Raw genomic sequence first — 22317 nt, 5'->3', positions numbered from 1 at the left:
TAAACCGCGCCGACTAAAAGGCTTATGGTTGCTCGGCACATGCGAACCTGATGAGTTTTATATTTCCACTCCGGGCACGGTTTATGGGCCTTGAAATCGAGCGTAAGTTTCTGGTGAAGAACGCATCTTGGCGCGATGCCATCGAGGACCGCGAGCCGATTCTCCAAGGCTATCTGGCGGAGGCGGGCCGTGCCACGGTTCGGGTAAGAGCGAAGGGGGATCGCGGCTTCCTGACGATCAAGGGCAGGACGACGGGCGTGACCCGCTCCGAGTTCGAGTACGAGATCCCGATCGAGGACGCTCGGACCATGCTGGAGAGCTTGAGCAGTCTGCCGGTCATCGACAAGGTGCGCCATCGGGTGCGGTGCGGCGGCCATCTCTGGGAGGTCGATGTTTTCGCCGGCGAGAACGCAGGACTGGTGCTCGCGGAGATCGAGCTGGCGTCCGAGGACGAGTCCTTCGAGCGGCCGGATTGGGCAGGGGCAGAGGTGTCGGACGATCCGCGCTATTACAACTCGAACCTGGCGCGTCATCCGTTCAGTCGTTGGTGAAGATGGTGCGGCGCAACGAAGACATGTGGTGGCGCTCCAGACACATCCTGATCGATATCGACCGCCAGGCCCTCGGGCTGTACGAGGGTGCGCGAAGACTGGGCGAGTATCGGGTTTCGACCGGGCTGAAGGGTGTAGGTGAGCAGCACGGCAGCGGCTGCACGCCCCGGGGGCTGCATCGGGTGCGGATTCGTATCGGCGAGGGATGCCCGATCGGGACCGTCTTCCGCGGGCGTCGGGCGACCGGCGAGATCTATGACAGTGCGTTCGCCGCGCAGCATCCAGGCCGCGATTGGATCCTGACCCGGATCCTCTGGTTGACCGGGTGCGAGTCGGGCCGCAACCGCGGCGGCTGCGTCGATACCTTGAGACGGTTCATCTACATCCATGGCTGTCCGGAGAGCGAGCCGATGGGCGTCGCGCGCTCGCACGGCTGCATCCGCATGCACGACCCGGAGCTGATCGAGCTCTTCGATCGTACGCCTGTCGGAACGCATGTGCTTCTGCTCGGGACGGGTGAGCCGGAACGCGCCGTCTCGGAGCGCTTGGTTAGAGCGCCATCGGATGGGTAGAGCGCAGCGAAACCCATCTTTTCTGATTGTTTGGTTTCTATCGGGGAAAGTCGGATCCCCGCCGCCTTCGGAGCGCTCGATAGGCCGCGATCTGCTGCATGATCTGCGGAAAGGGCAGGTGCTCGAGGGCGCCGAAACGTGCGATGGCGGCGAGGATCAGTTCGCGCACGTCGGCGATCTCGGCGGGGGCGGGCGCTTCGGGATCGAGTGCGACGGCGATGCCACGTAGCCCGCCGATCTGCAGGCGCATCGCCTTCGCATGGGGCAGCGCGCGCTGCCGGTCGTCGGTCTTGAGTGCGAACCTGGCCTGCCGGCGCAGGAGATCGAGCAGGGCGATGCAGGTTTCCTGTGCCTCGTCGGAGCCGCAATGCACGCCCTCGCGCTCGGCGATACAGAACTTCTCGGCCTCCGAGCAGCTGCACTGATTGGTTAGGATGCCTTTTTCGTAGGCGCAGTAGCGCTCGTTGATGGCGCGATAGGTTCGACGAAAGGCATCGCTGTCCAAGTGGCTTTCAACTCCCTGAATCGGTAGGAATCTTGAAGCGCTGAATCAGGCGGCGATCGCGCTTGGTGGGTCGCCCGGAGGTGTCGCCCGCACCGACACCTGTGTCGCGGCGCTCGCGCACGATCTCCTGGCGTTTGAGTAGACTCGCCTCGTCCTCGCGGTAGAGCAAGGCCGCTTCGGTGGCCGAGCGGCGTTGCTTGTTCAGGCCGAGGACCTCGATGTCCCAGACGAGACCGCCTTTATGGATCTCGATACGGTTTCCGATCGCGATCGCCCGCGCCGGTTTGGCGCGCAGGGCGTTGACCTTGATCTTGCCGCCGTTGATGGCCTCGACGGCGAGGTGGCGGGTCTTGAAGAAGCGTGCCGCCCAGAGCCATTTATCCAGACGAACGCTTTCCGGCGAGCCGCTGCCTTCACTCATCGGCGCCTCGCGCATCGACCGGAACGAGCAAAGGATCAAGCTCGCCGCGTGCATCGAGCATCGCGAGATCGTCGTAACCGCCGATATGGCGGTCGTCGATGAAGATCTGAGGCACCGTCTGCCGGCGACTGCGCCGGCGCATGATCGCCATCTGCTCGCGGTCGCCCTCGACCGAGATCTCCTCGAAGTCGACGCCCTTGCGCTGGAGCAAATGGCGTGCGCGCGAGCAGTAGGGACAAATCATCGTGGTGTACATGGTGATATGAGGCATCGCGGTCTTCACCTTGCAGACGGTGGACGTTCAACGACGGTTTGGAGATGATGGCGAAGCTTCGCCGTCCGGGGTGCCGGCCGTCAACCCGACCTTGAACCTGGAGCAGGATCATCATGTACCGCGACACGCCGCACCCGCTCCACCGCAGAGACTATCGTCCGCCCGAGTTCCTGATCGATCATGTCGAGCTCAGATTCGATCTGGATCCGGATCGCACCCGCGTCGAGGCTACCTTGCAGGTGCGCCGCAATCCGGCGGCGACCCGCGGCGACGGCACACTCAGGCTCGACGGCGAGCAGCTGGATCTGGAGGAGGTCGCGATCGACGGTCACAGACTCTCGCCTGCCGAGTACCGCGTGGAACCCGATTCGCTCACGCTGCAGCGGGTTCCGGACCGTTTCCGGCTCGACACGCGTGTGCGCATCCATCCCAACCTCAACACCGCTCTCGAAGGGCTTTACCAATCCGGCGACATGCTCTGCACGCAGTGCGAGGCGGAGGGGTTCCGGCGCGTCACCTACTTCCTGGACCGCCCCGATGTCATGGCCCGCTATCGGACCACCCTCGTCGCCGACCGAGAACGCTTCCCGGTGCTCCTGTCCAACGGCAATCGGATCGAGGAGCGCCTGCTCGACGACGGCCGACACCTGGTCTCCTGGGAGGATCCCTTTCCCAAACCCAGCTACCTCTTCGCCTTGATTGCAGGGGACCTGAGTGCGATCGAGGATCGCTTCACGACGGCATCCGGCCGCGATGTCGTCCTGCAGATCTTCGTGGAGCCGCACAACCTGGACCGCTGCGACCATGCGATGCAGTCGCTGAAGAAGGCGATGCGGTGGGACGAGGAGCGCTTCGGTCGGGAATACGATCTGGACGTCTACATGATCGTGGCGGTGAGTCATTTCAACATGGGCGCCATGGAGAACAAGGGCCTCAACGTCTTCAACGACAAGTTCGTGCTGGCGCGCGCCGACACCGCTACGGACGAGGATTTTCAGGGCATCGAGGGCGTCATCGCGCACGAATATTTCCACAACTGGAGCGGCAACCGCATCACCTGCCGTGACTGGTTTCAGCTCAGTCTCAAGGAAGGCTTCACCGTCTATCGCGATCAGGAGTTCTCGGCCGATGTCGGCTCGCGCGGCGTGAAGCGTGTCGCCGACGTGCGCCTGCTTCAGGCCCATCAGTTCCCTGAGGACAGCGGTCCGATGGCGCATCCGGTGCGGCCCGATTCCTATGTCGAGATCAATAATTTCTACACCGCGACCGTCTACAACAAGGGTGCGGAGCTGGTGCGGATGCAGGCGACTTTGCTCGGCCCGGAGCTGTTCCGCAAGGCCACCGATCTGTATTTCACGCGCTATGACGGCCACGCCGTGACGACGGATGATTTCGTCGCCTGCATGGAGGATGCGAGCGGGCGCGACCTCATGCAGTTCCGTCGCTGGTACTCCCAAGCCGGGACCCCTTGTCTGCACATCGAGGCTCACTATGATGCCGAGCACGCGACCTACAGCCTCCTGATTCGCCAAGAGATCGCACCGACGCCGGGCGAGCCCGAGAAGGACCCGCTGCATCTTCCGTTTGCGATCGCACTCCTGGATCCGGACGGACGGGAGCTGGCGCTGCGCCTCGAGGGCGAGCCGAACGCAGGTGATCCGGGGACGCGCGTCCTGGAGCTGCGCGATTGGGAGACGCGTCTGTGCTTCGTGGATATTCCCATTCGGCCGGTGCCTTCTCTTCTGCGCGGATTTTCCGCTCCGGTGCAGCCGAGGTTCGACTACGACGACGAGGACCTGCTCTTTCTATTGCGTCACGACAGCGATGGTTACTCCCGCTGGAATGCCGCGCGGATCCTAATGCAGCGTGTCCTCTCGACGATGACGACGGATCCTGCGGCCGAGGTTCCGGCGCCTTTCGTCGACGCCTTTTGCGGCGCCCTGACGGACCCGGATACCGATAGGGAGTTGCTGGCCGAGGTGCTGACGCTGCCCTCCGAGTCGTCTCTCGGCGATCAGATGGAGACCGTCGATGTGGAGGGGATTCACCGGGCACGCACGGCGCTCCAACATATCCTCGGCGAGCGGCTCGCCGAGGAGCTGTTGCGCGTCTATCGGGACAACGCCGACACCGAGCCCTATGCGCCGACACCCGAAGCGATCGGCCGGCGAGCGCTCAAGAACCTCGCCTTGGGCTATCTGATGGCCGCGGGCAACGCACAGGGCCTCGCGCTGTGTCGCACACAGTTTGCCGATGCCGGAAACATGACGGACGCCATCGCCGCGCTGCGTCTGCTCGTGAACCACGGCGGCGAGGAAGGCCCGCGCGCACTGGATGCGTTTTACCGACGATGGTCCAAAGAGCCGCTGGTGATCGATAAATGGTTCAGTGTCCAGGCGACCAGCAGCCGCGAAGGAACCTTAGGCGCGGTGACCGGCCTGCTGCTGCACCCGGACTTTTCGCTGCGCAATCCGAATCGGGTGCGTAGCCTCGTCGGTGCCTTCTGCACGGCCAATCCGGCACGATTCCACGCCCGCGACGGCAGCGGCTATCGATTCCTCGCAGACCGGGTGCTGGAGCTGGATCCGCTGAATCCGCAGATCGCGGCACGGCTTCTCAAGGCGCTCATCCGGTGGCGCCGCTACGACGCGGGCCGTCAGGCGCTGATGCGCGCCGAGATCGAGCGCATCCTCGCGGCCGAGGAGCTCTCCAGCGACACCTTCGAGGTCGCGTCCAAGGCGGTGGAGGATTCGGAGCATCCGGCCCGATGATCCTCAATGGCCTCTGGACGACTCCTTAGGCGATTTCCGGGAATGAGCATCCCGGCCGTGCGTGTCGCCAATGCTTACCGGGCGACTAAAGTCGCCCCTACGTCTTGGTCGATGCTTTCCCGGACATCATCTTAGAGAAGGACATGCTCGGAATCGTCGATCGCTATCTGCTCTCGGAAGCGGCCAAGGTCTTCTCCGCCATCGTGGCGATCCTGGTGCTGGTGGTTGCGAGCATGCTTTTTTTGCGCACGCTCGAGGAGGTGAACGTCGGGGCGTTGAGCGCTCATTTGGTGATCAAGTTTCTCGGTTTCCAGGTCGTACGCGACATGCCGAACCTGCTGCCTCCGGCCTTTTTCCTGGCGCTGCTGGTGACCTTGAGCCGTTTCTCGCGCGACAGCGAGTTGATCGCGATGAGTGCCTGCGGCATCGGTCCGCAACGGGTGTTTCGGGCATTGCTCCTCCTTGCCGTGCCGGTCGCCTTGGTCACCGCTTGGATCTCCCTGGTTCTGCAGCCTTGGGCGGCAGCCGGGATCCATCAGATCCGGATGCAGCAGAAGGAGCAGGCGGCACAAATCGCGGGGCTTCAACCGGGTCGGTTCTATCTCGAGCAAGGCGGGGAGCTGGTGCTCTATATCGGCGACATCGACCGACAACAGTCGCTCGGCGATGTCTTTATCCTCGACCGTCGCGAGGACGCAGCCCGTCTGGTGGTGAGTCGGGACGGGCAACATCGGATCGAGGAGGGTACGGGCGACCATATCGTCACCCTGTCGAGCGGGCACCGCTTCGACGGCGATCCGGGTTCGGCGGTCTTCATGATCGGCGAGTTCGAGGAGTATCGGATTCGCATCCGGGCGTCCGGCGCCGCTCAGGGAGTGATCTCCAAGCGTTCCACCACGCCCTCTCTCGACCTCTTGGCGTCGCCCGAGCTTCCCGACCGTGCCGAGCTCGAGCACCGGTTGGCCGCGCCACTGGCGATCCTCGTTCTCACCGTCATCGCGATTCCGCTGGTGGCGCTCTCGCCGCGACAGCGCAGCTCCGGCCGCCTATCGCTTGCCTTTTTGGCCTATTTCAGCTTCTTCAACCTGCAGCGCCTGGCGGAGAATTGGCTTGCGACAGGCGTGACCCCGGTCTGGTTGACGAGCTTCTGGTACCAGCTCGTGATCCTCGGCATCGTCTATCTGGTCTTGCTCCCCGAGAGCCTTTGGCTCAAGCGCATGATCGCACGCGTTTCAGGCGGGCCGAACGGGCGGCTCGGCGAGCAGCCGGGTTAGCCGCGCCCAGCCCGGTATGCAATGCTTTTGGATGGGATCGGCCCCGGCAGACTTGACCGCCGCTGCAACCGGCGCGGTTTAAATTACAAACCGGTCACTGATCGGTTCCGTAGGCACCTCAGGGACGCGTCACCTCCGCGTAGGCGCGGGCAAGGCGCTGGTCCTCGGCAACGAAATGATCGAAGCACCAGCGTTTGACCCACTGCAGCGACTCATGGCTGAAGGCGTTGCCGTGATCGCGCACCGCCTGCCGGCGAAGCTCCGTGAGCTCCGCCAACTGCAGGCTGTGCTCGCATTTGTGGGTCTGAAAATCGTCGTAATCGATCGACAGCATAATCGCTTCCTCGCGTTTGAAATGATGCCTCAGGTGATCCAAGAGGGCCTCGAAACGCGCGAGGGGCTCGCTGTCGGCGGCGTCAGGCTCCCGATCATCGCCGATTCCGGCGGGATCCCGCTCCGAGCGGGGTCGGCTGGCGAGCAACGCATTCACCAGGATGACCAGCCGACGGTGGTCGGCGTCCAATGCGGGGATGTCCATGCACCATTCGTCCCGCCACACCAGCGGGGTCTGCTCGGGACGCTCGAGTGTCCTCGACGTCTGGGTTTCTCGCGACGCGACGGGGCTCTCGAGCCGATCCGACCGAGCGTGGCCGACGGGCAGCGAGCCGGTGGCGTGACGCGTATGCCGATTCATCATGACCTCCTCGACTGCGGCCGATGGATTCGAGGAGTCGCTGAAGGGCGTCGCGCAGGAGGCGCCTCTTCAGACGGATCCGTCTGGCCGTCGTGATCAAACCTTCGTCCGGGCGGCATGACGCGCACGTCCCGATCGTCTTGCCCTGCACCCGCTCCGGATCGACCCATCCAGCTCAACCCCTCCAGCCGAGCCAAGGTCTCGACCCCTCGAGAGACCTGTGAGTGCGGGCGATACCATAGGCCGGCCGACGGGATCGATCCTTATCCTGAATCAATTCGCCGACGGGCCTGTCCGGATCTGCTTGAGCCGACGCATCTGCACGCCGCCGCGCGGGCGCTCCGGGTGACTTGAAGCCGACGGCATTTCCGGCACCGGATTTCCAGCACGGCCCCCGGAGGACACCCACTCACCGCGCCTCTGGACCTCGGCGCATCGAGATTCCCGCGATCACGACCGCCAGCGTGACGACCGCGACAATGATGGTCGCAAGCGCGTTGATCTGCGGGGAGACGCCCATCCGCACGCTCGAATAGATCACCATCGGCAGGGTCGTCGAACCCGGACCGGCGACGAAGCTGGCGATGACCAGATCGTCGAGCGAGAGCGTAAAGGCGAGCAACCAACCCGAGAGCAGCGCGGGGGCGATCAGCGGGAGCGTGATCGTCAGATAGACCCGCAGCGGACGGGCGCCCAGATCCATGGCCGCTTCTTCGAGCGAGCGGTCCATCTGGGAGAGGCGCGCGCGCACCACGACTGCGACATAGGCCATGCTGAAGGTGACATGGGCGATCGTGATGGTCGTGAAGCCGCGACCGTCGGGCCAGCCGATCGTGTGCTGCATCGCCACGAAGAGCAGCAGCAGCGAAAGACCGATGATGACATCCGGCATCACCAGCGGGGCGGTGAGCAGCAGCTCGAATCCGGTGCGTCCGCGAAAGTGGCGATGGCGCACCAAGGCGTTGGCGGCAAGCGTTCCGAGCACCACGGCCAGGGTCGCGTTTACGGCGGCGATGCGCACGCTCAGCCAGGCGGCATCGAGCAGCTGCTGGTTGCGAAAGAGCTCGACGTACCACTTGGTCGAGAATCCGGTCCAAACGGTCACCAAGCGCGACTCGTTGAACGAATAGATGATCAGCAGCAGGATCGGCACATACAAAAAGGCATAGCCAAAGGCGAGTACCGTCAGCAGCGGCCAGCGTCGACGCCTCATGGACGGCTTCCCTCCATGCGCTGTTGCAGACGCTGCATCATGACGAAGGGCACCACCAGCAGGGCGAGCAGCAGGATCGCGAGCGCCGAGGCGAGGGGCCAATCCTTGTTGGAGAAGAATTCGGTCCAGAGCAGCTTACCGACCATCAGGCTCTCGGGTCCGCCGAGTAGGTCCGGGATCACGAACTCGCCCACGACCGGGATGAACACCAACATGCTGCCGGCGACGATACCGGCCATCGAGAGCGGCAGGGTGACCCGCAGGAAGGCCCGCATGGGTCGGCAGCCCAGATCCGCCGCGGCCTCGAGCAGGCTCAGATCCAGCCGTGTGAGATTGGCGTAGAGCGGCAGGATCATGAAGGGCAGATAGGAGTAGACGACGCCGATATAGATGGCCGTATTGGTGTGCAGGATCGCCAAGGGGGTGTCGATCAGGCCGAGCCAGATCAGAAGATCGTTGAGCAGCCCGTTGGACTTGAGGATCCCGATCCAGGCGTAGACACGGATCAGAAAGGAGGTCCAGAAGGGTAGAACGATCAGCATCAACAGGATGATCCGCCAACGCTCGGGTGCGGTCGCGATGGCGTAGGCCATCGGATAACCCAACAGCAGGCAGAGCAGGGTGCAGATGAAGGCGACCTGGAGCGAGTTGAGCAGCGCGCTCAGATAGAGATCGTCCTCCGCGACCATCATGAAGTTGCGCAGATTGATCTCGATGCGCAGCAGACCTTCGTCGACCCATTGCCAGAGTGCGGTGTAGGGCGGTTGCGCGAGCGCCGGCTCGGCCAGACTGATCTGCAGCACGATCGCGAAGGGCAGCAGGAAGAAAAGCCCCAGCCACAGGTAGGGGATGCCGATGTTGACCAGTCGGCTCGTGCGATGCGCGTGTTTGGCGCGATTCGGGGGCGGTGCGGGCATGGTGCTCGATGGGGCTGCGGGCTATTCGGTCAGGACCACGCCGCTGGTCGGCGACCACTCGATGGCGACCTCTTGCTCCCAGGTGAGCGCCTGCTCGGTGCGCGGTTGGACGTTGGTGAGCGTCATCTCGACCAAGGCCCCGTCGCCGACGCGGATGCGATAGATGGACACGTCTCCGAGATAGGCGATGTCCTCCACCCGCCCTTTGAGCTGATTGACCCCGTCGTCTCGGAAGTCGGCACAGAGCCGCATCTTCTCCGGTCGTACCGCGACCGTGACCGGGGTGCCGAGCACCATCGGATGGAAGCTGCGCATGCGCATGGGTCGTCCGACGCGGGTCTCGACCAGCACCTCGTTGCCCTCGGTGGCAACGACCTTGCCTTCGAACAGGTTGATCGAGCCGATGAATTCGGCCACCAGGCGACAGGTCGGGAACTCGTAGATGGCGGTCGGGGTGTCGACCTGCATGATCTGACCTGCGTCCATGACGGCGATCCGCGTGGACATGGTCATGGCTTCTTCCTGATCGTGCGTGACGGTCACGAAGGTGATGCCGAGACGCTCCTGCAGGTTGACCAGCTCGAACTGGGTGTTCTCGCGCAGGCGCTTGTCGAGTGCACCGAGCGGCTCGTCGAGCAGCAGGAGCTTCGGGTGTTTGGCCAGACTGCGCGCAAGTGCGACGCGCTGGCGCTGTCCGCCCGAGAGCTGATCGGGCCGACGTTTGCGCAGCTCTGTGATCTTCAGCAGATCCAGCATCTCGCCGACACGCTCGCCGCGCTCGTGCCTCGACAGCCGATCCTGCTTCAGCCCGAACTCGATGTTCTGCTCCACGCTCATGTGCGGGAAGAGGGCGTAGGACTGGAACATCATGTTCACCGGCCGCGAGTAGGCCGGCACGTCCGTGACGTCCACGCCGTCGATGTAGATGCGTCCGCTGCTCGGATACTCGAGCCCGGCGAGCATGCGCAGCAGCGTGGACTTGCCGCAGCCCGAGCTGCCGAGCAGCGAGAAGAACTCGCCCTGGAAGATGTCGAGACTCACGTCGTCGACCGCGTAGACGTCACCGAACTTCTTGGTGACCCGGTCGATACGCAGGTAGGGTACGGCCTTGGGATCCTGCCAAGGCTCGAGCGAACGGCGCTCGGCAAGCGTGGCCATCGGCGAGGACTCCGATCCCGGTCAGCGATTCGCCTTCAGGCGCGTCCAGAGACGGTTGAGATCGCGGATCTCCCGGTCGCTGCGCTCCGAGGGCACGAAGAGACGCGCCTTGACCTCGGCCGGCGGATAGATCGCCGGATCCTCCCGAACGGCTTCGTCCAGGAGCGGCGTGGCCGCGAGGTTGGGGTTGGCGTAGTAGACGGCGTTGGAGACCGCCGCGATGGCGGCCGGCTGCAGCATGAAGGCGATGAAGGCATGCGCCGCCGCCGGGTTGGGGGCGTCCTTCGGGATCGCCATGACGTCGGTCCAGACCGCCGCGCCTTCGCGCGGGATGACATAGTCGACGACCACGCCCTTGTCGGCCTCTTCGGCACGCGACTGTGCCTGAAAGACATCGCCGGAGTAGCCCATGGCGACACAGAGATCGCCGTTGGCCAGGTCGCTCATGTACTGCGAGGAGTGGAAATAGCGTACATGCGGATGGATCGCCTTGATCAGTGCCGAGGCGGCGTCGAGATCGGCCTTCTCAAGACTGTTCGGATCCTTGCCCAGGTAGGCGAGGGCGGCGGAATAGACCTCGGTGGGGTCGTCGAGCAGACTGATCCCGCATGCGCCGAGCTTGGCTGCGGTCTCGGGATCGAAGACCAGTGCCCAGGTGTCGAGGTCGGCCGTCTCGCCCAATGCGGCCTGGACCTTGTCGCGATTGATCCCCAGGCCGGAGGTTCCCCACATGTAGGGCACCAGGTGGGCGTTGTCGGGATCGATGCTTGCCAGTTGGCTCATGATCGCCGGGTCGAGCTGGTCCAGACCCGGGAGCTTGGACTTGTCCAGCGGCAGATAGAGGTCGGCCGCGATGTGGCGCGCGGCAAAGGGTCGTGCGGTGGGAAAGACCAGGTCGTAGCCGCTGCTGCCGGCGAAGAGCTTCGCCTCGAGGACCTCGTTGGAGTCGTAGACATCCAAGCGCGGCTTGATCCCGGTTGCGGACTCGAAGCCCGAGAGCGTGTCCTCGGCGACGTAATCGCTCCAGTTATAGAGATGCAGGGTCTCGTCGGCGCCGGCGACGGGCGAGATCATCGGCGATGCGAGTGTCGCAGCAAGCACGAGGGCGGTGGAGGTCCGTTGCATACAGTCCCCGAAGAGTGATGGCTTGGAGGTTGAGCCGAAGGTCGGCGTCGACAGGGCTGCAATGCTACTTCAGATTCGTCGGACGGGTGTCGATTTTCAGTGTGAGCGGCAGGGTTTCGGCTGCAGCGGAAACCTCCCGACTGTCTCGAAAGGTCCGACGAGACGCACCCGACGGAACGCCCGAGCAGGCCGGACGAACCGGGTGGAACGCCGTCGTCTAAATCGCGTCGAGCGACATGCGTCATTTTCATTTTGCGTTTGCCTTAGAAGGTGTCCTTGACCTCGGTGAGATGCGGTTTAAATACGTGCCGTCGCAGCCTCGACCGACAGGCCGCGCAACTCGATCTGCAGGCCGGATCCATAGCGTTCGGTCGCCTCGCCCTTGGCCATCTGCACTGCGGTGACGATCGAGAGTGCTTGAAGCACATCGCCGGGCGCCAAGTCCCGCGAGTCTCGCCGATGGGCATCGATACTCCTCAGAAAACGTTCGACCAGTGACGCGACGTCCTCGCACGAGCGGGTCTCCGGGTGAAGCGGCATGTCCACGTCAAAGGTGTTGCGGAGGGTTCGGGTCTGCTGAAGCTGCATGGCGTTTTCTCCTGGCTGTCGACATGGAATAAGACTCGAATCGGCCGATTCATCGCAATCCGGCCGCAGTCACGTTCGCGTCAAGCATGGACAAGACTTGGACGGCGGCGCGCACACTCCCACTATGCACTTACGGTCGGGCTCGCTCCGCACCGGATCGCCGCCTCCGACGAGATCTCTATGTGGGGTCAGGGCTGAAAGTGAACGATTAATGTCCAACCTTATGGGTCAACATTAGCGGCACCTCTCATCCTTGTCAAGGCGAAAACATAAACAAAACATGAACAGATCATCACCATAAAGGAGACCGCATTGACCGACCAGGATGCCGCCTTACCGGGTCACACCTATCGCATCGGCGCCGTATCGCGGTTGACCGGGGTTCCCGCCGATACACTGCGCGTCTGGGAGCGCCGCTACAGCGTCGTCGCGCCGCTTCGTTCGGAGTCCGGCACGCGTCTCTACGGGCCGGACGACGTGAGTCGCTTAACCCTCATCAAGCGCTTGGTCGATCGGGGCGATGCGATCAGCAGTGTCGCGAACCTGAGCCTCGATCAACTGCGCGAGCGGATCCGCGGAACGGATCTGCCCGAGCCTGCGGGTGCACCGGAGCGCCCGTGCCGGGTGTTGGTGATCGGGTCGTCGCTCGCCGAGCGCTTCAGGCGAGAGCCGCCGATGCAGGGAAATATCGATCTTGTGGGGCTCTACGACTCGCGTCGCGCGTTTCTCGCTGCAGGGCGTGCGGCGATCACGCCGGACGTCGCCGTACTCGAATACCCCTCGATCCAAGGCGACCAAGTGCGCGAGATCGGCGAGTTGGTTGCGCAATGCGGTGCGACCCGAGCGATCCTCGTCTACAACTTTGCCACCCGGGCCACGATCGAGCGGCTCGATGCCCGCAGGCTGATTCCTAAGCGCGCACCGGTCGATCTGCAGGAGCTTCGCCAATGGTGCATGGGCCAATTCGCGAGGGCGCCGGCACGGACCGCAGAGGAGCCAGCCCTCGACCTGTCCTTGCCGATCCCGCCGCGGCGATTCGCCGACGCGGATCTGCTGCGGATCGCCACCGCCTCGCCGAGCGTGCGCTGCGAGTGCCCACATCATCTGGTGGATCTGGTGCTCTCCCTTAACGCCTTCGAGAGCTACAGCGCCGAATGCGAGGATCGCAACGCCGAGGACGCGGCCCTGCACGCCTATCTCCACGCGGCGACCGCACAGGCACGTGCCATGATGGAGGTCGCGCTGGCGCGTGTGGTGGCGGCCGAGGGGATCCTGCTCGACACCTCGGATCGAGAAATCTGAATCCGACTGCCCGATAGCGCTAAGATAACGGTTTCGTCCGCGGGTCCAGCGATCCGCGGCCCCGGCATCAACACGAAAGCCTCGGATTCCGACCCATGATCTCCCTGCTCGACTACGGCGCCGGCAATGTGCGTAGCCTCCGCAATGCCATCCATTCCCTGGGATTCTCATTGACCGAGATCGAGCACCCGGCGGACATCCTCAAGGCGGAGCGGCTCATCTTCCCCGGCGTCGGCTCCTTCGGGGCAGCGATGCAGCGACTGCAGACGCTGGGCTACTTGGATCCCCTGCGCGAGTATCTTGCCGCGGGTCGGCCCTATCTCGGGATCTGTATCGGTCTGCAGGCGCTCTTCGAAGGAAGCGACGAGTCCCCCGACGTGCCCGGGCTCGGGGTCATCCCGGGCAGGATACGCCGCTTCGACGCGGGCGAGCTCGCCGTCCCGCACATGGGATGGAACGACGTGCGCGTGGAGCGCGACTCCCCGTTGTTCGCCGACTACGCAGGGGAAAAGCTCTACTTTGTCCATTCCTACTATGCCGATCCGACCGCCGAGAACCGGGACTGGCATCTCGCCAAGACGGACTACGGTCGGTCGTTTCTGAGCGCCGTCGAGCGCGGGCGGATCTCCGCCGTTCAGTTTCATCCCGAGAAGAGCGCAAACGCCGGGTTGCGTCTGCTGCGACGCTTTCTTGCCGGCGCCGAGCAGCCGCTCGCCACGACGACCCCGTCGACCGATCGCAGCCCGACGCATCTGGCCAAGCGCATCATTGCCTGTCTGGACGTGCGCACCAACGACGCCGGTGATCTGGTCGTGACCAAAGGCGATCAATACGACGTGCGCGAGGCCGGCGAGGTCCGCAATCTCGGCAAACCGGTCGAGCTGGCTCGGCGCTATTACGAAGAGGGTGCCGACGAGATCACCTTCCTCAACATCACGGCCTTCCGCGATTTCCCGCTGGCGGACCAGCCGATGCTCGAGGTCCTCGAACGGACCTCCGAGCGCGTCTTCGTGCCGCTCACCATCGGCGGAGGCATCCGTGCCTTTCGCGATGCCGCCGGCAAGGACTATTCCGCATTGGACGTGGCCGACGCTTATTTCCGCTCCGGGGCCGACAAGATCTCGATCGGCTCGGATGCGGTCGAGGCCGTCGAAGGCTATCTGCAACGCGGAGCCAAGGACGGCAGCACGGCCATCGAGCAAATCGCCGGTGTCTACGGGAACCAGGCGGTGGTCATCTCCATCGATCCGCGTCGCGTTTATGTCCGCTCCCCCGAGGAGACGCACCATCACACGGTCGCGACCGGCACGCCGGGACCAGAGGGCGAGCAGTACTGTTGGTTTCAATGCACGGTCAAGGGCGGACGCGAGGGTCGCGACGTCGACGCCGTGGAGCTTGCGCGGGTCTGCGAGATCCTGGGGGCCGGCGAGATCCTGCTCAACTCGATCGACCGCGACGGCACGGGTGCAGGCTTCGATCTCGAGCTGGTTCAGGCCGTGAGGTCGGCGGTCGGTATCCCGGTCATCGCCTCGAGCGGTGCCGGCTGTGTCGAGCACTTCGCGGAGGTGTTCGCGGCGACGGACGTCGAGGCTGCGCTGGCTGCGGGGATCTTTCACCGGCGCGAGGTGCCGATTCAGGCCGTGAAGTCCTATCTCCTCGCCCGGGGGATCGAGATCCGGGCCTGATGGGAGGGGGGCACGACAGCCCGATGGTCCGAACGCTCGCGCGCGTCCTCCTGGGTGTCTCGTTCGGCGTCCTCGTCGGCTGCGCCGTTCCCGGACAGATGACCGAGCCGATGTCCGGACAGGCCTCCGATCAAGCCGACAGCGGGCGCCGCGATACGATTCCCGGCTCGACCCGTCCTCCGCAGGGCATGAGCCGGGGCGATTGGTTGAGCAGGGTCGCCGCATGCCATCTTCTGCGCGTCGGACAGAATCTCGACGTCGCCGTGACCGATTCGGCGGTGATTGCCGCCGCCGACAAGTACGGATTTCGGGTCGATGCGATCATCGAGCGGTCCAATCAGCTGGTCGTCGAGTACGACTCGCGCGGATCGGCACTCCTCGACTTCGCGACCGAGTCCTGTCGGCAAGTCTCCGACGCGACCGGAATGGCCTCGACCTTGGTTCGGTTCGAGCCGAATGGGACCTTGCGGATGCATTGGCTGCGCATCGACGGCGCCGAGATCGCCGACGGATTCGCGGAGAAGACCATCGGCGAGCTACGCCGCGGGCGGGCCGTCGGTCTGGTGATCAACAGCCCCGGAGGCTCGGTCTTCGAGGCGCGCAAGCTCGGACGCTACCTGCGTACCATGGGTCTGCGCACCGCGGTCGATCAGGCCTGCACTTCGGCCTGCATCGATGTCCTCGCGGGTGGCGCAGAACGCTACGTCACGCCCGATGCGAAGCTGGGGATCCATCAGAGCAAGGTTCCGAGGCGCTTCAGCAGCCACGAGGGCGGTCAGCTCTATGTCGCCGACGCCTTCCTCTATCTGCGCGAGATGGGCATCGATCCGGATGTCGCCATCGCCGCCGCCTCCGTGCCCAACAACAAGATTCTTCTCATCTCGCTATCCGACGCGCTGCAGACCGGTCTGGTCACGGACGTAATCGAGCGCGTGGAGTAAAACCGCGCCGGGATGGAGCTGCGTGCCGGGTGCCGTTTTGGGGCGGGGGGATGAACTAGGCCGCCGAGGCGGGCGTTCCAAAGAGTTCGCCACTTCCATGCGCTGGATCAAAAAAAACATCTGGATCAAAGCCTTCTGTTGATATCCAATAGTAACGATTTACAGAATTATGAAAATTAATAGATCATAATTCCGTAAAATTCGCACAGTCTTATGGGACGGCAGTCAATCCGTGCTCGCGTTCAGGCGATGCGGCACGACCGAACGATCGCGTCGCAGATTCGAATCTGCGCACGGCTCACCTCCGGATCTCCGTCCGACCTTTGCCTGATCGAGCAGTTTATGGCATCCATCTTCACCGCTGTCGGTTTCATGGCCGCTCTCGGCCTGCTGCTCGCCACGATCTTGATCCTGGCGAACCGGCGGCTTTACGTCTACGAAGACCCGCGCATCGATCAGGTCGAAGACCTGCTGCCGCGCGCGAACTGCGGTGCCTGCGGTACCGCGGGCTGTCGACCGTTCGCCGAGATGCTGGTCAAGGGCGAGATCGCGCCCGGCCGCTGTACAGTCAACTCGCCCGCGATGAACAAGCTCATCGCGGATTTTCTGGGCGTCGACCTCGGTGCCGACGAGAAGCGCGTGGCACGGCTGGCCTGTGCCGGCGGGGCCCATGTCGCCTTCATGCGGGCCTCCTACGGCGGTGTCGAATCCTGCCGCGCGGCCGCCTTGGTTTCCGGCGGCGGCAAGGGTTGCTCCTGGGGCTGTCTGGGAATGGGCGATTGCGCCGAGGTCTGTGACTTCGATGCGATCCGACTCGATCGCCACGGTCTGCCGATCGTCGATGCCTCCAAGTGCACCGCCTGCGGCGATTGCGTCACGGTCTGTCCGAAGGATCTCTTCAGCCTGCATGCCATCAGCCATCGTTTGTGGGTGGCGTGCAAGAACCTGGACCCGGGAGACGAGGGCGAGCATGAATGCGATGTCGTCTGCACAGCGTGCGGACGCTGTGCGCAGGATTCCCCCGAGGGTTTGATCGAGATTCGCGACAACCTGGCCGTCGTGGATTACACCAAAAACGCGATCGCCTCGAAGGTCGCAATCGAGCGCTGTCCGACCGGCGCCATCGTTTGGCTCGAACCGGACGGTCGGATCATCAAAGGGAAGGACGCCAGAAAGGTGGTCCGCAAAGAGGCATTGCCGCTGGCTTGACGCCTTGGTCCGGGAGTGTCGTCTGCTGCAATCGGCACCCCCCGAAATCGGTCGTTCGAAGAATCGAAGCATCCACCCTGTCGCGCCCTCGAGCCCCGGCTTATCGCCGGTGGCCGGGCCGCCGGGTCAACCACAGAGAAGCCCCATGTTCGGAAAGCCCATGTTCGGAAATAAGGACGAGAAGCAGGTCAAGTATCCCGGCACACGGATGGCGATGGACGGCAACACCGCCGTCATCATGTGCGAGCGCGAAGCCTCCGATGCGGCCGGCGCCTATCCCATTACGCCGTCGACCCAGATGGGTGAGTATTGGGCCGAGGAGGTCGCGAAAGGCCACCTCAACGTGTCGGGAAACCCGCTGATCTTCGTCGAGCCCGAATCCGAGCATGCCGCTGCGGCCGTCACCGCCGGCATGTCCATGACCGGCCTGCGCGCCGTCAACTTCTCCTCTGCCCAGGGCGTGGCCTTCATGCACGAGTCGCTTTACGCGGCCGTGGGCAAGCGTCTGCCCTATGTCCTGAATATCGGCTCGCGCGCCATCACCAAGTCGAGCCTGAACGTCCACTGCGCGCACGACGACTATCACTGCATCGACGATACGGGCTTCACCCAGGTTTACGGCAAGAGCGCCCAAGAGGCGGCGGATCTCAACCTGATCGCGCGCAAGATCGCCGAGTTGACCCTCACCCCCGCCGCGGTCGGTCAGGACGGCTTTCTGACCACCCATCTCATCGAGCCGCTGCTGGTGCCCGAGCGCGCTTTGATCGCCGAGTTCTGCGGTCGTCCGGATGACATCATCACCTGCCCGACCCCGGCCCAAAAATTGGTCTACGGACCGACCCGCCGCCGCGTTCCCATGGTCTGGGACGTCGACAACCCGGTCACCTCGGGCTCCGTGCAAAACCAAGACGCCTACATGCAGGCCGTCGCCGCCCAGCGCCCTTACTTCTTCGACCATATCGAGCCGATTGCCGATCAGGTGATGGACGAGTTCCATGCGCTGACCGGGCGGCGCTATCAGCGCGTCGGCGGGTACCGCACGGAGGATGCCGATTACATCATCCTCGGCCAAGGCAGCATGATTACCCAGGCCGAGGCGGTCGCGGACTATCTGCGCGAGACGCGCAAGCTCAAGGTCGGCGTCGTCAATCTGACCATGTATCGCCCGTTCCCGGGCGATCTGATCGGGCAGATGCTCAAGGGCAGGAAGGGCGTGGCGGTGCTGGAGCGCACGGATCAGCCCCTGGCCGAGGATCTGCCCGTCATGCGCGAGGTGCGCGCCGCCCTCACCAAATGCCTGGAGAACGGCAGCGTCGAGAAGGGCGAGCGCATGCCTTATCCGGACTACGCGGTCTACCGTCAGGGCGACATGCCGCGGCTCTATTCGGGCTGCTACGGTTTGGGCTCGCGCGATCTTCAGCCGGAGGGCCTGATCGCCGCGATCGAGAACATGCTGCCGGGCGCTGCGCACCGTAAGTTCTTCTATCTTTCGGTCGATTTCATCCGCAAACCCTTCGATCCCAAGGACGAGATCCGCATCCAGGCCCTCAAGGACGCCTATCCGCACATCGGCGAGCTCGCACTGCGCGGCAGCGAAAACCCCAACCTTCTGCCCAAGGGCGCCATCACGGTGCGGATGCACTCGGTCGGCGGCTGGGGCGCGGTCACGACGGGCAAGAACCTGGCGATGACCCTTTATGACCTGCTCGGCTTCGACATCCGTGCCAATCCTAAGTACGGCTCGGAGAAGAAGGGTCAACCGACCACCTATTTCCTCTCGGCCGCACCCGAGCCGATCCGGCTCAACTGCGAATACACCTATGTCGACGTGGTCCTGAGCCCGGATCCGAACGTCTTCACCCACTCCAATCCGCTCGCCGGGCTGGATCGGGGAGGGCGCTTCATCGTCCAGTCGAGCCTCGACAACCCCGAGCAGGTCTGGGCGAGCTTCCCGCCGGCCGCACGCAAATACATCGTCGAGCATGAGATCCGCGTCTACTACATCGATGGCTTCAAGATCGCCCGCGAAGAGGCGTCCGATCCGGAGCTGCAGATCCGCATGCAGGGCAATACCTTCCAAGGTGCCTTCTTCGCCGCCTCGCCCCTGATGGAGCGCGCCGGACTCGACGAGGCCGGACTCTTCTCCGCCATGGAGGAGCAGATCCGCCACAAGTTCGGCGCCAAGGGCGAGCGTGTCGTGCAGGACAACCTGCGCATCGTGCGCCGCGGCTTCGACGAGATCGTCGAGATCGTGGACAAGCCGATGATCAGCGGTCAGCTCCTGCCCCGCAAGGAGACGGGGCTGCCGATCATGCTCAAACAGCTGCCCGAGGGCGACGGCGGCATCACGGACGTGCATCGCTTCTGGGAGCAGACCGGCGCCTTCTACGCCAGCGGTCGCGGCAGCGACAACCTCGCCGATCCGCACATGGCGCTGTCTCTGATGCCGGCTTCGAGCGGCGTCTATCGCGACATGACCCAGATCCGTTTCACCTATCCCAAATACGTGCCCGAGAACTGCACCGCGTGCGGCAACTGTTTCTCGGTCTGTCCGGACAGCGCCATCCCTGGTCTGGTGAACAAGATCTCGGACGTCTTCGCCGCCGCCATCGCCAAAGTCGAGCGCGGGATGCCGACACAGCATCTGCGCCGCGAGACCCGCAGCGTCGAAAAACGTCTGCGCAAGCTCATCGATGCGGCCGGGGATGCCCCCGACATGCGCGCGCTGATGGACCGCGCGGTGCTCGAGACGCTGGCCGCCTATCAGGGCGAGCCCGAGCAGAAGGCCGTCATGGAGCAGGAATTCGGCCTCGTGATGCAGGCGCTCGGCGACTATCAGTTTGCCGTGACCAAGCCCTATTGGAGCAACCGCGAAAAGAAGCAGAAGGGCAGCGGCGGACTCTTCAGCATCACCGTCAACCCCTACACCTGCAAGGGGTGCAACGAGTGCATCGAGGTCTGCGACGACGGCGCGCTGATCTCCGAGCCCCAGACGACGCAGACGATCGAGGAGATGCGCGCCAAGTGGGACTTCTGGCTCGACCTGCCGACCACGGATCCGGACTTCATCCGCATCGATGACCTGGACGACAAGATCGGCGCCCTGGAGACCCTGCTGCTCGACAAGTCCAACTACCAGTCGATGGTCTCGGGCGACGGCTCCTGCATGGGCTGCGGCGAGAAGACGGTCATTCACCTCTTCACGGCGACCGTCGCCGCGTTGATGCAGACCCGTGTGAAGCGTCATCTGGCCGAGCTCGACGATCTGATCAACCGGCTGGAGACCCATGTCCGGTTGAAGCTCGCCTCCAAGATCGACCTGACCAACACCGCTGCCATCAGCAAGGCCGTCAACGCGCACAAGGACGCGGACCTGCGGCTGTCCGATTTGTCCGCCGAGCTGGACCTGGATCGCAGCGCCGAGCCGGTCGATCCCGAGTGGCTGACCTGGGTGACGGGTCTGCTCGATAAGCTGCGTCATCTCAAGGCCCAGTACACCGCCACCCAGCCGCGCTCGGCCATGGGTATCGTCAACTCGACGGGCTGCTCCTCGGTCTGGGGCGCGACCTTCCCCTTCAACCCTTATCCCTTCCCCTGGTCGAATCACCTCTTCCAGGACTCTCCCTCGATGGCGCTCGGTCTCTTCGAAGGCCACATGCGCAAGATGGGCGAGGGCTTCAAGGCGATCCGCATGGCGCGCCTGGAGCTGGAGCGCGGCTACAACCCGGCCGAGCATGGCGAGGCCCTGACCTACTTCGGCTGGAAGGACTTCTCCGACGAGGAATGGCTGCTGTGTCCGCCGGTCGTCGCGGTCGGCGGCGACGGGGCCATGTACGACATCGGCTTCCAGAACCTCTCGCGCGCGCTCATGTCCGGCCATCCGGTGAAGATCATGGTGCTCGACACCCAGGTCTACTCCAACACGGGCGGTCAGTCCTGCACCTCGGGCTTCATCGGCCAGGTCGCCGACATGGCCCCCTATGGCAAGACCGCCAAGGGCAAGACCGAGATCCGCAAGGAGATGGGACTCATCGGCATGGCCCATCGCACCAGCTTCGTGCTCAACGGTGCGGCCGGCAATCTCACGCACCTGCTCGAAGGCTTCATCGACGGGCTCAACGCCCGTCACCCGGCGCTGTTCAACATCTACACCAGCTGCCAGCCCGAGCACGGCATCGGCGACGAGATGTCCACCCATCAAAGCCGCATGGCGATCGAGTCGCGTGCCTATCCGCTGTTCCGCTTCGACCCGGATGCCGGCACCAGCTTCGAGGAATGCTGCTCCATCGAGGGCAATCCGAACATCGATCAGGACTGGATCAGCTGGACGTTGAAGTACACCGACGAGAAGGGCGAGCCGGCCGAGATGACCGTCCCATTCACCTTCGCGGACTTTGCGATGACCGAGGGACGTTTCCGTAAACACTTCCGGAAGGCCCCGCCGGAGACCTGGAACGACGCCATGATCCCCATGGCCGAGTTCCTGGAGATGGACGAGGATGCTCGCATCGGACACTTCCCCTACGTCTGGGGCGTGGACGCCAAGAACCGCCTGATGCGGGTCCTGGTCTCTCAAGAGCTGGTGACCTCCTGCGAAGAGCGGCGCGCTTTCTGGACACAGCTGCGCGGGATCTGCGGACACCTCAATAAGGTTGACGTCGAGCAGGTGCGCAACCAGGCCAAGGCCGAAATGGCACAGAAGCTGACCAGCAGTCTGCTGGCCATGGCCGGCGGCGACGTGGGGGCGCTCGCGTCCTTCTCGGGCGGCGGCAACGGTGCCGCGGCGGCCGGCAGCAACGGCTCGGGCAACGGCGCGGTGACCGATTGGGAGCCCGTCTGGGTCGAGACCCCGGAGTGCACCGCCTGCGACGAGTGCATCACCATCAACCCCAAGGTCTTCAAGTACAACGCGGATAAGAAGGTCGAGGTGATTGATCCCAAAGGCGGCTCCTATCAGGACATCGTCAAGGCCGCCGAGAAGTGCACCGCCGGCTGCATCCACCCGGGCACCGCCTGGAACCCGGCGGAGGCCGGACTGGAGAAGCTGCTCAAGCGGGCTGCGAAGTACCAATAGGAGCGGGTGAATCCAGCGCCGCGGCGCGGTGCGCTCGACCTTT

Annotated in this window: 18 protein-coding genes; 9 read left to right on the top strand and 9 right to left on the bottom strand. The window is 64.1% G+C overall.

What is annotated here, in order from left to right; all coding sequences use genetic code 11:
- Positions 1-83 precede the first annotated feature (83 nt).
- Positions 84-551 (top strand): CYTH domain-containing protein, encoded by a 468-nt coding sequence (locus tag BLV04_RS14975; protein ID WP_093033755.1) that lies wholly within the window; start codon positions 84-86, stop codon positions 549-551.
- 2 nt (positions 552-553) lie between these two features.
- Positions 554-1123 (top strand): L,D-transpeptidase, encoded by a 570-nt coding sequence (locus tag BLV04_RS14970; protein ID WP_245731905.1) that lies wholly within the window; start codon positions 554-556, stop codon positions 1121-1123.
- A 37-nt stretch (positions 1124-1160) separates the two neighbouring features.
- On the opposite strand, the gene BLV04_RS14965 is transcribed toward BLV04_RS14970, so the two are convergent.
- The 3 genes from BLV04_RS14965 to grxC are packed head-to-tail and all read right to left on the bottom strand — an operon-like array spanning position 1161 to position 2320.
- Positions 1161-1628 carry a hypothetical protein gene (locus tag BLV04_RS14965; protein WP_093033752.1) on the bottom strand — a complete coding sequence of 156 codons (468 nt, stop codon included), beginning with the start codon at positions 1626-1628 and terminating at the stop codon, positions 1161-1163.
- Positions 1629-1635: 7 nt separating this feature from the next.
- Positions 1636-2049 (bottom strand): RNA-binding S4 domain-containing protein, encoded by a 414-nt coding sequence (locus tag BLV04_RS14960; protein WP_093033995.1) that lies wholly within the window; start codon positions 2047-2049, stop codon positions 1636-1638.
- Positions 2042-2320, bottom strand: coding sequence for a glutaredoxin 3 (gene grxC / locus BLV04_RS14955; RefSeq protein WP_093033749.1), 279 nt, complete (start codon positions 2318-2320; stop codon positions 2042-2044). The genes BLV04_RS14960 and grxC overlap by 8 nt, the downstream gene beginning before the upstream one ends.
- 116 nt (positions 2321-2436) lie before the next feature.
- On the opposite strand from grxC, the gene pepN reads away from it, so the two are divergent.
- Positions 2437-5094 carry an aminopeptidase N gene (gene pepN / locus BLV04_RS14950; protein ID WP_093033747.1) on the top strand — a complete coding sequence of 886 codons (2658 nt, stop codon included), beginning with the start codon at positions 2437-2439 and terminating at the stop codon, positions 5092-5094.
- 143 nt (positions 5095-5237) lie between these two features.
- Positions 5238-6368 (top strand): LPS export ABC transporter permease LptF, encoded by a 1131-nt coding sequence (lptF, locus tag BLV04_RS14945; RefSeq protein ID WP_093033992.1) that lies wholly within the window; start codon positions 5238-5240, stop codon positions 6366-6368.
- Between the two features lie 118 nt (positions 6369-6486).
- Here lptF and BLV04_RS14940 read toward each other — a convergent pair whose 3' ends face one another.
- The 6 genes from BLV04_RS14940 to BLV04_RS14915 form a co-directional block, all read right to left on the bottom strand.
- Positions 6487-7065 carry a bacteriohemerythrin gene (locus BLV04_RS14940; RefSeq protein ID WP_093033744.1) on the bottom strand — a complete coding sequence of 193 codons (579 nt, stop codon included), beginning with the start codon at positions 7063-7065 and terminating at the stop codon, positions 6487-6489.
- A gap of 406 nt (positions 7066-7471) precedes the next feature.
- Entirely contained in the window at positions 7472-8275 is an 804-nt protein-coding gene (locus BLV04_RS14935; RefSeq protein ID WP_093033741.1) for an ABC transporter permease subunit, read from the bottom strand.
- Complete coding sequence (locus tag BLV04_RS14930; protein WP_093033738.1) at positions 8272-9192, bottom strand: ABC transporter permease subunit; 921 nt, start codon at positions 9190-9192, stop codon at positions 8272-8274. The genes BLV04_RS14935 and BLV04_RS14930 overlap by 4 nt, the downstream gene beginning before the upstream one ends.
- A gap of 21 nt (positions 9193-9213) precedes the next feature.
- Complete coding sequence (locus tag BLV04_RS14925; RefSeq protein WP_093033735.1) at positions 9214-10350, bottom strand: ABC transporter ATP-binding protein; 1137 nt, start codon at positions 10348-10350, stop codon at positions 9214-9216.
- A gap of 21 nt (positions 10351-10371) precedes the next feature.
- On the bottom strand, positions 10372-11475 hold the full coding sequence (locus tag BLV04_RS14920; protein ID WP_093033732.1) for a polyamine ABC transporter substrate-binding protein: 1104 nt from the start codon (positions 11473-11475) through the stop codon (positions 10372-10374).
- A gap of 297 nt (positions 11476-11772) precedes the next feature.
- Positions 11773-12063: a hypothetical protein gene (locus tag BLV04_RS14915; RefSeq protein ID WP_093033729.1), complete on the bottom strand. Its 291-nt coding sequence runs from the start codon at positions 12061-12063 to the stop codon at positions 11773-11775.
- 312 nt (positions 12064-12375) lie between these two features.
- On the opposite strand from BLV04_RS14915, the gene BLV04_RS14910 reads away from it, so the two are divergent.
- The 5 genes from BLV04_RS14910 to BLV04_RS14890 all read left to right on the top strand — a co-directional run bounded on the left by BLV04_RS14910 (position 12376) and on the right by BLV04_RS14890 (position 22274).
- A complete protein-coding gene (locus BLV04_RS14910; protein ID WP_093033726.1) occupies positions 12376-13365 on the top strand; it encodes a MerR family transcriptional regulator in 990 nt (329 codons plus the stop codon).
- Between the two features lie 95 nt (positions 13366-13460).
- The gene (gene hisF, locus BLV04_RS14905) at positions 13461-15050 is read left to right on the top strand and encodes an imidazole glycerol phosphate synthase subunit HisF (RefSeq protein ID WP_093033723.1); all 1590 of its coding nucleotides are present in this window, start codon (positions 13461-13463) and stop codon (positions 15048-15050) included.
- A gap of 23 nt (positions 15051-15073) precedes the next feature.
- Positions 15074-15991, top strand: a complete 918-nt coding sequence (locus BLV04_RS14900; protein ID WP_245731904.1) for a COG3904 family protein — start codon at positions 15074-15076, stop codon at positions 15989-15991.
- Between the two features lie 342 nt (positions 15992-16333).
- Positions 16334-17200 (top strand): RnfABCDGE type electron transport complex subunit B, encoded by an 867-nt coding sequence (locus BLV04_RS14895; RefSeq protein ID WP_093033714.1) that lies wholly within the window; start codon positions 16334-16336, stop codon positions 17198-17200.
- Positions 17201-17360: 160 nt separating this feature from the next.
- The gene (locus tag BLV04_RS14890; protein WP_093033989.1) at positions 17361-22274 is read left to right on the top strand and encodes a 2-oxoacid:acceptor oxidoreductase family protein; all 4914 of its coding nucleotides are present in this window, start codon (positions 17361-17363) and stop codon (positions 22272-22274) included.
- The last annotated feature ends 43 nt before the right edge of the window (positions 22275-22317 follow it).

Source organism: Thiocapsa roseopersicina, from assembly GCF_900106925.1.
GTDB classification, from domain to species: domain Bacteria; phylum Pseudomonadota; class Gammaproteobacteria; order Chromatiales; family Chromatiaceae; genus Thiocapsa; species Thiocapsa roseopersicina.
This window is presented reverse-complemented; position numbering and strand designations above follow the sequence as displayed.

Excerpts from the sequence above, each read along its gene's own strand:
- BLV04_RS14975 (WP_093033755.1), top strand. The coding sequence starts at position 84 with ATGGGCCTTGAAATCGAGCGTAAGTTTCTGGTGAAGAACGCATCTTGG.
- BLV04_RS14970 (WP_245731905.1), top strand. The coding sequence starts at position 554 with ATGGTGCGGCGCAACGAAGACATGTGGTGGCGCTCCAGACACATCCTG.
- BLV04_RS14960 (WP_093033995.1), bottom strand. The coding sequence starts at position 2,049 with ATGAGTGAAGGCAGCGGCTCGCCGGAAAGCGTTCGTCTGGATAAATGG.
- grxC (WP_093033749.1), bottom strand. The coding sequence starts at position 2,320 with ATGCCTCATATCACCATGTACACCACGATGATTTGTCCCTACTGCTCG.
- pepN (WP_093033747.1), top strand. The coding sequence starts at position 2,437 with ATGTACCGCGACACGCCGCACCCGCTCCACCGCAGAGACTATCGTCCG.
- lptF (WP_093033992.1), top strand. The coding sequence starts at position 5,238 with ATGCTCGGAATCGTCGATCGCTATCTGCTCTCGGAAGCGGCCAAGGTC.
- BLV04_RS14940 (WP_093033744.1), bottom strand. The coding sequence starts at position 7,065 with ATGATGAATCGGCATACGCGTCACGCCACCGGCTCGCTGCCCGTCGGC.
- BLV04_RS14935 (WP_093033741.1), bottom strand. The coding sequence starts at position 8,275 with ATGAGGCGTCGACGCTGGCCGCTGCTGACGGTACTCGCCTTTGGCTAT.
- BLV04_RS14930 (WP_093033738.1), bottom strand. The coding sequence starts at position 9,192 with ATGCCCGCACCGCCCCCGAATCGCGCCAAACACGCGCATCGCACGAGC.
- BLV04_RS14925 (WP_093033735.1), bottom strand. The coding sequence starts at position 10,350 with ATGGCCACGCTTGCCGAGCGCCGTTCGCTCGAGCCTTGGCAGGATCCC.
- BLV04_RS14920 (WP_093033732.1), bottom strand. The coding sequence starts at position 11,475 with ATGCAACGGACCTCCACCGCCCTCGTGCTTGCTGCGACACTCGCATCG.
- BLV04_RS14915 (WP_093033729.1), bottom strand. The coding sequence starts at position 12,063 with ATGCAGCTTCAGCAGACCCGAACCCTCCGCAACACCTTTGACGTGGAC.
- hisF (WP_093033723.1), top strand. The coding sequence starts at position 13,461 with ATGATCTCCCTGCTCGACTACGGCGCCGGCAATGTGCGTAGCCTCCGC.
- BLV04_RS14900 (WP_245731904.1), top strand. The coding sequence starts at position 15,074 with ATGGTCCGAACGCTCGCGCGCGTCCTCCTGGGTGTCTCGTTCGGCGTC.
- BLV04_RS14895 (WP_093033714.1), top strand. The coding sequence starts at position 16,334 with ATGGCATCCATCTTCACCGCTGTCGGTTTCATGGCCGCTCTCGGCCTG.
- BLV04_RS14890 (WP_093033989.1), top strand. The coding sequence starts at position 17,361 with ATGTTCGGAAATAAGGACGAGAAGCAGGTCAAGTATCCCGGCACACGG.